Annotated in this window: 7 protein-coding genes and 1 tRNA gene; 6 read left to right on the top strand and 2 right to left on the bottom strand. The window is 48.5% G+C overall.

Going from position 1 to position 13626, the window contains the following annotated elements:
• Position 1: 1 nt before the first annotated feature.
• The 3 genes from P2W70_RS29315 (at position 2) to P2W70_RS29305 (ending at position 6114) form a co-directional block, all read left to right on the top strand.
• Positions 2-2227, top strand: coding sequence for a hypothetical protein (locus tag P2W70_RS29315; RefSeq protein WP_276485136.1), 2226 nt, complete (start codon positions 2-4; stop codon positions 2225-2227).
• Between the two features lie 9 nt (positions 2228-2236).
• Positions 2237-2902: a hypothetical protein gene (locus P2W70_RS29310; protein WP_276485135.1), complete on the top strand. Its 666-nt coding sequence runs from the start codon at positions 2237-2239 to the stop codon at positions 2900-2902.
• A 416-nt stretch (positions 2903-3318) separates the two neighbouring features.
• Entirely contained in the window at positions 3319-6114 is a 2796-nt protein-coding gene (locus tag P2W70_RS29305; RefSeq protein ID WP_276485134.1) for a bifunctional aconitate hydratase 2/2-methylisocitrate dehydratase, read from the top strand.
• Between the two features lie 92 nt (positions 6115-6206).
• Here P2W70_RS29305 and P2W70_RS29300 read toward each other — a convergent pair whose 3' ends face one another.
• Positions 6207-7475, bottom strand: a complete 1269-nt coding sequence (locus P2W70_RS29300; protein WP_276485133.1) for a hypothetical protein — start codon at positions 7473-7475, stop codon at positions 6207-6209.
• A gap of 528 nt (positions 7476-8003) precedes the next feature.
• Positions 8004-8077, bottom strand: a tRNA-Ala gene (locus tag P2W70_RS29295).
• 350 nt (positions 8078-8427) lie between these two features.
• Here P2W70_RS29295 and P2W70_RS29290 point away from each other — a divergent pair.
• From P2W70_RS29290 to P2W70_RS29280, 3 genes are all read left to right on the top strand, one after another.
• Entirely contained in the window at positions 8428-9009 is a 582-nt protein-coding gene (locus P2W70_RS29290) for an RNA polymerase sigma factor (protein WP_276485132.1), read from the top strand.
• A gap of 96 nt (positions 9010-9105) precedes the next feature.
• Positions 9106-10125, top strand: a complete 1020-nt coding sequence (locus P2W70_RS29285) for a FecR family protein (RefSeq protein ID WP_276485131.1) — start codon at positions 9106-9108, stop codon at positions 10123-10125.
• A gap of 172 nt (positions 10126-10297) precedes the next feature.
• A complete protein-coding gene (locus P2W70_RS29280; protein WP_276485130.1) occupies positions 10298-13606 on the top strand; it encodes a SusC/RagA family TonB-linked outer membrane protein in 3309 nt (1102 codons plus the stop codon).
• Positions 13607-13626: the final 20 nt, after the last annotated feature.

Raw genomic sequence — 13626 nt, 5'->3', positions numbered from 1 at the left:
CATGACGACCCAACTACTTCGACTATATTTTACTGCTACGCTGGTTTTGTTGTTTTCCTGCATGGCTACGAACCTGCAGGCGCAAAGCTATATCGATGAAGATTTTATCGAGATCCTCGAAAAGAATGCTCGTTTTATGTTGCAGGACGTGCCTGCGGCTTTCAAGGAAACCAATACACCTGCTAAATGGGATAAGGAGTCAGCCGTGCTGATTGGTGTGTCGCGCAATGTGGTATTTGACCGGAAAAGCAGTGGTGGTTTCTTCACCCGCCGCGAACGGAGCCTTTACTTTTTCGAGAAGAGCCGCATGCGGGTAAAGCTCAATGACAACAACGCGGTGAAGGCTTTTTCGGAGATCTATTTCCGGTACGGCTCCAAGGAAGACGGATTTATTGCCCGCATCATCAAGCCCGGGGATACGGCCATCAATATCGATCTGAAGAGTGCGGTGGCGGTGGAGCGGGGGACTGATATTCCAGACCTTTTTAATAGTTTTTTCGATCAGGTTGCCGGTGCGGGTTACCAATATTACAAAGTGCCCGTGAGCGACCTGGAACCGGGCGATATCCTGGAGTATGTTACGACCACCAAAAGCAAACTGGATGTTACGCGTTCCGGGTATGTTGAGTTCAGTCCTATTTATGAGGTTTGCAGTAAACATTATCCTGTCCTGCACAATGAGATTGCGATAGAGACGGACGATAAATCGTTCTTTAAATCGCTTTCGCTGAACGGTGCACCCATCTTTAAAAAAGAACCGGCATCTGACGGTTTTTTCCGGTATGTATTTGTCGACAAGAACCGGGATACGGAAAAGGATATCAATTTCATCAGTCCTTTTATTCAATACCCCATTGTGAAGTTTCAGGTTATCTATTCCAACAATGACCAGGCCAAGGGGGCATTGATCGGGGAGAAGGGAGAACTGAAAAGCAGTTTTAGCAAAGAAGAGCTGGCCCGCAAGGCCTGGGAGGATTATGAGCAGGTGAGTAGTGCTCCTTTTGCCGGATCGCAGTTCTTTACGGTACAGCAATTTATCGATGGTTGCTATTCCGAACTGGTGAAACTGGGTGCCAAGAGCTGGAATGAGCAGGAGTATATCAATAAGGCTTACTACCTGGTACGTAATAAGATCCTTTTTCAGCAGGGGTATTTAAGTGATAAGAAGTTTGCCCATATTTTCGGTTCGCTGCTCTACCAGCGCGATATCAAATCGGAGATAATCATTACAGCATCGAACAATATCGGGCGTTTGAAGGATATCCTGTTTGAAGAAGAGATCAGGTATATCATCAAGATTGGCGATAAATTGTATTTCAATGTGACCGACTATTCAAATCCGGGAGAGCTGGATGAAAGCCTGATCGACAATGAGGCCTATATCATTTACGCACCGGCAAAAAAAGGAGGCGCGCAGGAGATCAAGCCGTTTACCCTGCCGGGTACAGTAGCGCTTGATAACAGTTCATTGTACCAGTACACTACCGAGCTGACGCCTGATATGAAAGGGTTGAAGGTGAGCAGGACCTCCCATTATAAAGGGATTCAAAAGGCGAAGAATACGGTGAATGCCTTGCGGTATACAACTTTTATGCTCGACGATTATAAAAACTATGGCGGTAACAACCCTACGGATAAAATGAAGGCGCGGGAGTCGGAGGAGTATGATAAGTCTGTGCGTTCGCTGACCGATGAGTTCAAAAAGCAGAAGCCGGAGTATGTAAAAGACAGGTTGGAGTCGGAGTTTGAGCAGCCTGTGAACAATGTCAAATTTACGCTGGTGACCGATGGTCGTACGCAAAAGAAAAATGTGTTGAGCTTCCGCGAAGAGTTTGAACTGCCTGATTTTGTCCGGAAGGCGGGAAAAAAATACCTGGTCAACCTGACTGGCCTGGTGGGATCACAATTGCAGATCAAGAAGGAAGAACGAGAACGTAAAAATGATATCGACAATCGTTATCCCCGCACGTTTACCTGGAGCATTCAGTTCAAAATACCAGATGGATACAAGGCCGAGGGCTTGACTGAGCTGAACAAGATGGTCGACAATGAAACTGGCGCCTTCAAGTTAATCGCCAAGGAGGAAAATGGGATGGTGCTGATCGATATTCAGAAGGTCTACAAACTAAAAGGTTTTTCCGCTGCCAAGTGGAGTGATATGCTTGCCTTTATCGATGCGGCTTACAACAATACGTACAAGTATATCCTGTTAACCCCTAAACAATAATAGCTCTTCATGAAAAAGTTTTCATTCACCCTATTACTGTTCACGTTGTATGCGGGCACATTTGCGCAGTACAAGAAGGCCAGTTTCTTCGAGAAGGCAGGCCGTACGTATGCCCTGGGTTCCCGACTGAATGCGCTGGGTGACGGCAAAGGCGGCCCCATAGGATTTTACATTTCTTTTGGCCGTGACCAGGATGGCAAACGTTTGTTTACCAATTGGGATTTGCAATACATTCCGGGGTTTAAATTCTCCAAGAACGTTTTGGATGAAGATAAGGCTGTGCGCACGATTCGGGGAAAGTCCAGGGCTCAGTTTATCTATGGATACAACTGGGGTTATCACCTGATCAAGGGAGAAGGAGAGACGCCCAGGATCCAGCCATACCTGACTGCTGGTTTCAATTTTGTGATCAGCGGTGGCGTTAAGGAATGGGATGATTATTATACCAACACCGATCCTTATATTTCCGAACGGTCGTTTGGTGTAGGTATAGGCGGTGGTGCCGGAGCGGTATTTAATCTTAGCTCCTGGTTTGGTCTCAACCTGGCTGCCGGATATAATTTACAGGGCAATATTGCCACCGATGGTGACTATGCCCAGAAGGCTTATCACATGTATACAAGCCATCCCTATGTATCGGCGGGTGTGCGCTTCAGGATATCCAGCGATGACTAGTACAAGATGAACTTTTGATAGAAAAGCCAGGTGCAAGCCTGGCTTTTTTGTGTGCGGTTTGATCAGCTGAGGTACTGGCCAATTGGTGTACAGGGTATTTCTCGTGTAAGTGCTTAGTTGCCAGTAGTTTGACTTGAGCGGCGGGGTTAATTATCTGTTAAATGCCCTGGCTTTCAATCAATTCCCGCTCATATGTTGTTATATGGATGTCAGCGCCGAAATGGCAGCCGGAAGATCAAGTAGGAGCCACTATTATTAGCAAAATACCGCCCGGGATGTAATGCGATTTAATCCTGATATGACATTTATTCTTCTCTAATCTCCAGTTTAGCGCTGCCTGGAATCTTATTTTGAGCCCTATGTAATATTATGTACTTGAATTACATTTGCAGCTTAGCATTCAAAACGAACATTGTATGAGTCTTTACAACGAATATCTTAAGGAAATCGAAGAAAGAAGAGTTCAGGACCTTCATCCAAAGCCGATCGACGGTGCCGAATTGCTTAGCGAAATCATCGCACAGATCAAAGATGTCAAGCATATAGACAGGAAGGAATCCCTTCATTTCTTCATTTACAATGTGTTGCCAGGTACTACCCCTGCTGCCGGCGTGAAAGCTACTTTTTTAAAGGAAATTATCCAGGGTACGGCTGTCGTGGCGGAAATCACGCCAGCTTTTGCTTTTGAACTGTTGTCGCATATGAAGGGTGGTCCGTCGATTGGCGTACTGCTGGATCTGGCGCTGGGTAATGACGCGGTGATTGCGCAGCAAGCCGCAGAAGTACTGAAAACACAGGTGTTCCTGTATGATGCAGACACCGATCGTTTGAAAGAAGCTTTCAAGAACGACAATGTAATCGCCAGGGAAATATTTGAAAGTTACGCGCAGGCTGAGTTTTTTACGAAACTTCCCGACCTGCCAGAAGAAATAAAGATCGTTACGTTTATCGCCGGCGAAGGCGATATCTCTACTGATTTGCTTTCTCCGGGTAATCAGGCGCACTCCAGGTCTGACCGTGAGCTGCATGGTAAATGTATGATCACGCCTCAGGCACAAGCCGAGATCAGGGCTTTGCAGGCGCAGCATCCTGATAAGAGCGTGATGCTGATTGCCGAGAAGGGTACCATGGGCGTAGGTTCTTCCCGGATGTCTGGTGTCAACAATGTGGCGCTGTGGACAGGTAAACAGGCCAGCCCCTATATTCCCTTCGTCAACATTGCGCCTATCGTAGGTGGTACCAATGGTATTTCCCCCATTTTTCTGACTACTGTCGATGTTACCGGTGGTATCGGTATCGACCTGAAGAACTGGGTGAAGAAGGTGGATGAAAATGGCAAGGTGATCCGCAACGAAAGTGGTGAGCCCATTCTTGAGGAAGTGTATTCCGTAGCTACTGGCACAGTGCTTACGATCAATACCAAGACGAAGAAACTTTATCATGGTGACAAGGAGTTGATCGATATTTCTAAGGCACTTACGCCGCAGAAAAAAGAATTCATCAGAGCTGGTGGATCTTATGCGATCGTATTTGGTAAAAAGATCCAGACGATCGCTGCCAAGGTGCTCAACATCGAGCCTGCTCCGGTATTTGCGCCTTCGAAAGAGATTTCAAATGAAGGACAGGGGCTTACTGCTGTCGAGAAGATATTTAACAAAAATGCTGTTGGCGCTACACCCGGTAAGGTATTACATGCCGGTTCGGATGTGCGTGTTGAAGTAAATATTGTAGGATCTCAGGATACTACCGGCCTGATGACTGCCCAGGAGCTGGAGTCGATGGCTGCTACCGTCATTTCTCCCATTGTGGACGGTGCCTACCAATCTGGTTGTCACACCGCTTCTGTATGGGACAAAAAGGCGCAGGCGAATATTCCCAAGCTCATGAAATTCATGAACGAGTTTGGTCTGATCACTGCCCGTGACCCGCTGGGTGAATATCATTCCATGACCGACGTGATTCACAAGGTACTCAACGATATTACGGTAGATGAGTGGGCCATCATCATTGGTGGTGACTCGCATACCCGGATGTCGAAAGGTGTTGCGTTTGGTGCGGATTCTGGTACCGTTGCGTTGGCACTTGCCACCGGTGAAGCTTCTATGCCGATCCCTGAATCGGTGAAAGTGACCTTCAAAGGTTCTATGAAGGATCACATGGATTTCCGGGATGTAGTACATGCTACCCAGGCACAGATGCTACAGAAATTCGGTGGCGAGAATGTTTTCCAGGGTAGGGTGATCGAAGTGCACATTGGTACGCTTCCCGCCGACCAGGCTTTCACGTTTACTGACTGGACGGCTGAAATGAAAGCCAAGGCTTCCATCAATATCTCTGAAGATGATACCCTGATCGAATCGCTGGAAATTGCGAAAGGCAGGATTCAGATCATGATCGACAAGGGCATGGATAACCACAAGCAGGTACTGCAGGGGTTGATCAACAGGGCCGACAAGCGGATCGCTGAGATCAAATCTGGTGAAAAGCCCGCCTTGACGCCAGATGCGAATGCGAAGTACTATGCTGAAGTAGTGATCGACCTGGATGTGATCGAGGAGCCCATGATCGCAGATCCTGATGTCAACAATGAAGATGTTTCCAAACGATATACCCACGATACCATTCGGACGCTTTCTTACTACGGCGACGAGAAGAAAGTAGACCTTGGTTTTGTTGGCTCCTGTATGGTACACAAGGGCGATTTGAAGATTGTATCACAAATGCTCCGTAACCTGGAAAAACAGCAGGGTAAAGTAGAGTTCCACGCACCGCTGGTAGTGGCAGCGCCAACTTACAATATCATCGATGAGCTGAAAGCGGAAGGTGACTGGGAAATTCTGCAGAAGTATTCCGGTTTTGAATTTGATGATGCGGCTCCGAAGTCTGCTGCACGTACGCAATACGAGAATATGATGTACCTCGAGCGCCCCGGTTGTAACCTCTGTATGGGTAACCAGGAGAAGGCTGCAAAAGGTGATACCGTACTGGCTACTTCCACCCGTTTGTTTCAGGGTAGGGTGGTAGAAGATTCTGATCGTAAAAAAGGAGAATCTCTGTTGGCCTCAACACCAGTAGTGGTGCTGTCCGCCATCCTGGGAAGAATTCCTAATATGACTGAATACAAGGATGCGGTTGAAGGTATCAACCTGACCAAGTTTGCGCCTCCGCTAAAGAACCTGACTACAGCGCGGAAGGATAATGTTTCTTACTAGAAGTTTTATTTAGCGTAAATAGCAATGGCTTCGCCGATCGGCGAAGCCATTACTATTTATATGATGTTGGGTGACCGTGCGATGTGGGCTACCTACCCTTGATCTTCGCTTTTCCGGATCTTTATCTCGAATGTATGCTGCGGCTGTTTTATGTCTACTTCCTGCGTCGCATTGAATTGCAGCACAACGCCAGCATCGTCTTTGACAGTGAAAGCAGTTTTCATCGTATATGTGCCGAACGGAATATCTTTTCCGGTAAAGTTGTGGCCCTTATCGTCGGTCGGCGCAACCAGTGTGATATCATTGCCGCCTGCCTTCGGCGTCAACGTGATCGTTGCCTGTTTAAAACCTGCCTGGGCAATATCCTTTTGCTGCTGATCTGTGAGGCCGGTGGGATCGAGCAAGAGATTGACGCCGACTGCTGCGACCTTGGAACCCTTACCGGATTTTGTGGAAATTTTGCTCTCAGATTCAATGCCCGGTAGTAAAAACTCTTTCAGCCGGTCGAGGAAGTTCATGGTACGGCCAGAATAGAAGCCGGCCAGGAAAGCAAATACGATCATGCCTTTACCGGCATCGATGTCTACCAGGTTTTCCCCGGCAATCATGCTGTAACCCAACACAAGCACCAGTGTCGCCAGCGGCGCGTAGAACATTTTAGCCTTCTGATACGGGATTTGGGCTGGGTCAAATTCTTCATCTTTTTTTCTTTCGGCATCGCTCACATAGTACAGTAAGCTGGCCAGCACCCCGAACAGTGACCAGAAGATCACCTCGAGATAAACGAGCGGTCCCGCGAGATAGAAGAATGCATCGACTTTGTAGCGGGTATCTGTCAGGAATGCGACGATCTCACGCGGTTCATTGCGGAACTGGCAGATGTAATTTTTTATGTCTCTCTCCTGGGTAGCGGCTAATGCCCCTATTTCTATGCGTAGAAAACTGATAACGGGATTCTCAGAGTCGCAAATCTCCTCTTCTATAGGTTTTCGGGTCTCGCTGCCCTTTGGGGTAGTGTCGGTTTTTATAGGCGGTCTTACTATTACCCCAGTATCAGCTGTCGCCGAATCACCATTCTTATTATCGGGGGATGTTTTTTGGGGCTTTTTGCCTTTGTGGTCTTCGGTTGTTTTTTTAGACAGCGCGTCTTTTTTAGTCGTGTCGGCAGATAGCAATAGGCTGCTTATGCGCTGTACTTGTTTTGCATTCAACTTGAAATATTCCTGTCCTTTGTTGTGGATAAGGTGCAGGACTACGTAGACAAGTATTATGCTAAGTAGAATGTAGGTAAGGCGTTTCAGCCATTGTTCTGCTGTCCAGGAATCGGCAGAGGGAGTAGCAGGGGTAGTGTCATTTCCCATATAGAAACAAGCATTAGGTTGTTAATAAATAAGTGCGTACCTGTTCACTGGCAGTAAGACATATTCTTGACCATGCTGTTGTTTCATTGGATGCCCTTTTAGTTGGCGTCGGACGGTGGGAGTGTCACTGCCATTGAAAGATTAAATGTAGACTGGTGGCCGATTTTGTAAAAGGGTCAATACACCTATTTTGAAACGGTGTAAAACCGAAACCATTTGCTACGGTTGCATCCGATGGTCGATTGGTACAGGGCGCGTGGAAGTTAACAATATGATACTATTTGGGTAATGAGTCGAAACGCCTATGCATTTCCTTTGCGGCTTAATACCAGGAAACATGCAAAGAAGAAGTGTACTCAAGACGATTGGTGGCTTCGTGACTACTAGTTCTAAAAAGAGAATATAATGGAAGTCTTCACATTTTTGTGTAGCCTTTTCTTTTTATAGGAGTTGATCAGTCTTCGCAGTTAGCCGCTGACCGCTGGGCAACAAAAAAAGCCCCACATCGCTGCGGAGCTTTTAAAGCTGTGGAGAATACCGGAGTCGAACCGGTGACCTCTTGCATGCCATGCAAGCGCTCTAGCCAACTGAGCTAATTCCCCATCTCACACAAAATCAAATCAGTAGCTGTTTTGATTTCGGACGGCAAAGATAACTGCCTGGTTATTTGCTTCCAAATAAAAATAGAAAAAGAAAGATAATCGCTGCCAGACGATCAGGATAGAGGTGGTAGCATGTCCAAAACCTGCCTTCGATTGACCGCCGCAGCCCGCATCCCACCGCCAGGGAGACAGCATTGACTCTAGCGAGTGCTAGGGTAATAGCTTGAATGTCAGCTCTGCGCCGGGGCCTTGTAAACGATCTGGCGCAAGCCGTACAAAGGCGGATTTGGTAATCATGGAAATTCTTCGCTAATTTCATTGCCGATACCTGAACGACGAAACGATTGCACATGAGCGACACTACCCAACTACTACAGGCCGTTGCTGCTGGCGATGAGCAGGCCTTCAAACTGCTTTTTGACCAGCATTACGGCAAGCTGTTCAATTACCTGCTCCGGGTTACCAAAGCCCGCGAGATCGCCGAAGAGATCGCCATCGATATCTTCGTCAAATTGTGGGTAGGGCGCGAACTCATCCAGGATATCCGCCACCTCGACGCATTTCTGCAAAAAGTAGCCCATAACAAAGCACTCGACTTTTTCAAAGTGGCCGCCCGCGACGCCCGCCTCCATAAACTCGTTCGCAAAGAAATGGAAGCCAGCCGCGAACAGGAAGCCGATCACAAACTCCTCGACAGCGAATACCAGCACCTCATTCACCAGGCCATCGACCAGCTTTCGCCCCAACGCAAAATGGTGTTCTCCATGAGCCGGGTAGAGGGGCTTACCCATGACGAGATCGCCCAGCGGCTGCAACTGTCCCGCAATACTGTCCGCAACACGATTGCCGAATCTCTCAAGTCCATCCGCCAGTTCCTCCAGCACCACGATGTATCGGGTGTTATTGTGCTGGGCCTCCTGATGCAACTGTAAATAGTATCTACTCACCGGCGCCGGAAAAAATATCCGGACCTCCAATAGTACTACCCCCTTTCGGGCGTCGTCTTATATGGTTAACAACGATGCCATATGTCGTCCAATCCCATTCGCTTAAAATACCTGTTTCATAAATACCTCGCCAACAATTGTTCCCGCGAAGAACTGGAAGAGTTCTGGCAACTCATGTCCGAGCTGTCTGAAAATGACCTGGTACACCAGGAACTGCAGGCGCTATGGCACCAGGAAGAAGAACTGCCGTCACCCGCCCAGGAAGAACTCGACCGCGTTTTTGCCCGCGTACAACAACGCGCAGCGCCTTACGAAACCAGTTACCAGCCGCCCGTTCGCCGCATGCGTACCACGATCCGCTATGCCCTGGTGGCCGCCTCCCTGCTATTGTGTGTGGCCCTTGGCTGGTGGTATTTCAGCGGCACCCGTCAACGACCTGCTTCTGAACCTGGTCTGCTGGCCGACAATCAACGCCGCACCATCACGTTGCCCGATGGTTCAGTCGTTGTACTCAACAAGAAGAGTCATCTCGACTACCCGTCTGCATTCAGCGATTCTGTACGGGAAGTATACCTCACGGGAGAAGCTTTTTTCGATATTCAACACAATCCTTCCAAACCTTTCATAGTACATAGCGGCGCTTATGTAACCCGCGTATTGGGTACTGCCTTCAATATCCGGGCGTACGACCGGGACAGCCTTGTTGCCATCACGGTAGAGCGCGGAAAAGTGCAGGTGCAACGATCGGGAGAAGAGAAAGCGCTCAGTGTATTGACTGCCGGTGACCAATTGGTGATCGATAAAAAAACGACTGCACCGCATATGGCCAAAGCGGATGTGAAGATGGTGACCCAATGGAAAACCAGTGACCTGGTATTTGATGACCTACGGTTTGAAGAAGCGGCTGCGATCATCAACCGTCAGTTCAATATCACCTTGCTGTTTGACCAGGAAGCCCTGCGCAACTGCCGGTTTACGGTAGATGTGACCGGGAAAGAGCTGGATGAAATGCTCGATATTCTTACGCAGTTGACCAGGTCGAAATGGATACAGCTTGATGAGCATACGATCAGGCTGGAAGGAGAAGGATGTAAAAATTAAGAAATACACCACTGTATGATAAAAGTGGCTGCCCTAAGTAGAAGTTAGAGCAGCCTGGGTCTTAAATATTGCCTAACATTTAAAACTTTCTAAAGGTATGAGATTTCTTGCCAGGAATGGGCGTTTTTGTGCCCGTTACCGACTGACCGTTTCACAAAAATGGCTGTTCATTATGAAACTTAACTGCCTCATCATTGCCACCCTGCTGAGTACCGCCAATCTATTGGTGGCCAGTCCGGGCAATGCGCAAATCCTCAAGGATACCAAGGTGGCTGTTGGCTTGCGCGATGAGTCGCTCAAAAATGCTTTTGCCCAAATCGAAAAGCAAACCTCTTTCCGGTTCGCCTTTGTAGAGTCGCAGATCGCTCCCTATAAAAAGGTAACGATGCCGATGCGCTCACGCTCGTTGCTGACCACCCTCGAAATCTTATTCGACAACACCTTATTGGAATACGCCGTACGCAACAATACCATTATCGTCATGGAAAAGTTGCCCGATGAATTGACTGCCGATGATGTTCCGGTAAAGATCAACTGGCGGCAGGACACCGAGACACCCAAACAAGACCTGACCGTAAACGGTATTGTGACCGACGCTAAAAAACAACCCCTTGCCGGTGTCACCATCGTAGAAAAAGGCACCGACCATGGCGTGAGTACCAAGGCAGATGGCTCCTTCTCGATACGGATATCCAATGAATCGGCTGTATTGGTGTTCAGTTATATCGGCTTCCGGCCGCTGGAAGAAGCTGTCAACAAAAGGACCTCGTTGTCCATCACCCTGCAGGAAGAAGTGCGTAACCTGAACGAAGTGGTAGTGGTGGGTTATGGTACGGTACGTAAACGAGATCTTACAGGGTCGGTAGCCCAGGTCAGCGGCAAAGAAGTAAATACCTTTCCTACCACCAATGTGATGCAGGCCATGCAGGGCCGCGCCACCGGTGTGCAGGTATTGCAGAATAACGGTTCTCCGGGCGGAAGCGTTAGCGTCCGTATCCGGGGAACCAATTCGATCCTCGGCGGTAATGAACCACTGTATGTGGTAGATGGTTTCCCGGTATCGGGCAATCCTACCTTTCTGCAGAATGCCGATATCGAATCGATCGACGTGTTGAAAGATGCTTCCTCCATTGCGATCTACGGTGCCCGCGGTGCCAACGGTGTGGTGATGATCACTACGCGCAGTGGTAAGAAAGGTGGCAGAACGTACGTAGATTATGAAGCTGCCTATACGCACCAGCAGCCGATCAATAAACTCAAATTGATGAATGCGCAGCAATATGCGCTGTTTTACAATGAGCAGATGCGCAACGACAATCAAACACCTTACTTCACCGATCAGCAGATCGCTGATTTTGGGAAGGCACCTGGCACCAACTGGCAGGACCTGATCATGCGCAATGCGCCCATCTATTCTACTAACCTTAATGTAAGCGGTGGCAATGATAAAACCCAATTCTCCCTGTCTACCGGCGCTTATCTACAGGACGGTATTATCCGCAACAGCGATTTCGATCGCTATTCGGTGCGTACCAATATCAACCATGAGATCAGTAAGATCTTCAGTGTATCGTCCAACCTGTCGTTGGTCAAGATCAAAAGCAACCGGCAGAACTCGGGCCGTGGCAACCGCGGTAGTGACCTCATCTCCGCTATGCTCGGCGCACCGCCCACCTTGTCTCCTTACACCGAGACCGGAGCGTACCGCCGCTTGAACACTGCTTACCCTTTTATATCGAACGCCATCAATAATCCGTTGACGACGATAGACAATGTGACCGATAAGATCGATGCAGACCGCATCCTGGGTAATGTAGCCTTTACCATCAAGCCTTTTAAAGGGCTCAGCGTTAAGATATCCGGGGGCATCGAACGTTCTACCGACCGGGAAGACTACTACGCACGCATCGATACCACCACCAACTATGCCGGCTATGCCCGGGCTAATTCCAATCAGCGTACCAGTTTGTTGAGCGAGAACGTAGCTACCTATACCACTAAATTTGGTATTCACGGTATCACGGCCACCGCCGGCTTTACCTACCAGGACAATGTATATACGACACTTGGCGGTGATGGTACCGGTTTTATCAGTGACGTCACACAGTCTTACAACCTCGGCCTGGCAGAGACACCGGGCATTCCCAGCTCTTATTATGAGAAATGGGCCATGTTGTCGTACCTCGGCCGGGTTAATTATTCGCTGTTGGACAAATACCTGTTGACCGTAAGTTTCAGAGGTGATGGTTCTTCCCGCTTCACCGACAAGTGGGGTTATTTCCCGTCCGCTGCCCTGGCCTGGCGTGTATCGGACGAAGCCTTCTTCCAGCCGGTGAAGTTTGTATCCGACCTGAAATTGCGTGTTAGCTACGGCTCAGTGGGAAATCCTTCCATCAACCCATATGCTACACTCAACCAATTGTTCGGTTCCAAAACCATCTTTGGTGATGCCTTGTACAACGCCCTGGCACCCGGTACCAACCTGCCCGGCAATTTGAAATGGGAGTCGACCAAGCAACTGGATATTGGTTTTGATGCCGGGATCCTCGACAACAGGATCAAGATCACCTTCGATTACTACCGTAAAGAAACCAGTGACCTGCTCAATCGCGTACAATTACCGGCTTCGCTGGGCTACGATGCAGTACTGCGCAATGTAGGACAGGTGGAGAACAAAGGCTTTGAGGTAGGCGTAGATGCCAATATCCTGGAAGGACCTGTGCAGTGGAACGTGTCTGCCAACTTCTCCCGTACCCGCAACAAGGTGTTGAAGCTGTATGGCGGACAGGATATATTCGGCACCAGCCTGTACACGGGCAATATCAACGATGTGATCAACCTCCTCCGCGAAGGTCAGCCCATGGGTATTTTCTACGGTTATCGGGAGATTGGTTACAATGACAAAGGGATGCCCGTGTTTGATGACGTAGACAAGAATGGCAGCATCAGTGCCGCTGATAAAGTATATATCGGTAACCCCAATCCTGATTTTATTTATGGCTTCAACTCCACCGTCGGGTACAAAGGATTTGAATTGTCGCTGTTTATTCAGGGATCACAGGGCAATGATGTGTACAACCTCAATAAGGCTGTAACACTCGATCAGGGCATGGGCCTCAATATGCCTGCTGAAGTGTGGACGAACCACTGGACGCCCACCAACACCAATGCGAAGTATCCCAAGCTGACGCGCACCTTGCCGGGCAATATTACCAGCCGTTTTGTAGAGGATGGTTCTTACCTCCGGTTCAAGAACATTCAATTGGCCTATAACATCACCGGTACCAGCATCCGGGCCAAATGGTTACGTAATATCCAATTGTATGTGAGTGCACAGAACATGATCACGATTACCAATTATTCCTGGCTCGATCCTGAGATGAACGTATATGGTAGTGGCAATTCGATCACCCAGGGGATAGATTATTTTTCCTATCCTACCGCCAAGTCCCTGACGTTTGGCATTCGCTGTGGTTTCTGATCTAATACTTTTAACGATTT

Origin of the sequence: Paraflavitalea pollutisoli, assembly GCF_029360705.1 — a bacterium.
GTDB lineage: Bacteria > Bacteroidota > Bacteroidia > Chitinophagales > Chitinophagaceae > Paraflavitalea > Paraflavitalea pollutisoli.
This window is presented reverse-complemented; position numbering and strand designations above follow the sequence as displayed.

What these genes read in the sequence shown, in the direction of transcription:
- P2W70_RS29315 (WP_276485136.1), top strand. Translation starts at nt 2, where the DNA reads ATGACGACCCAACTACTTCGACTATATTTTACTGCTACGCTGGTTTTG.
- P2W70_RS29310 (WP_276485135.1), top strand. Translation starts at nt 2,237, where the DNA reads ATGAAAAAGTTTTCATTCACCCTATTACTGTTCACGTTGTATGCGGGC.
- P2W70_RS29305 (WP_276485134.1), top strand. Translation starts at nt 3,319, where the DNA reads ATGAGTCTTTACAACGAATATCTTAAGGAAATCGAAGAAAGAAGAGTT.
- P2W70_RS29300 (WP_276485133.1), bottom strand. Translation starts at nt 7,475, where the DNA reads ATGGGAAATGACACTACCCCTGCTACTCCCTCTGCCGATTCCTGGACA.
- P2W70_RS29290 (WP_276485132.1), top strand. Translation starts at nt 8,428, where the DNA reads ATGAGCGACACTACCCAACTACTACAGGCCGTTGCTGCTGGCGATGAG.
- P2W70_RS29285 (WP_276485131.1), top strand. Translation starts at nt 9,106, where the DNA reads ATGTCGTCCAATCCCATTCGCTTAAAATACCTGTTTCATAAATACCTC.
- P2W70_RS29280 (WP_276485130.1), top strand. Translation starts at nt 10,298, where the DNA reads ATGAAACTTAACTGCCTCATCATTGCCACCCTGCTGAGTACCGCCAAT.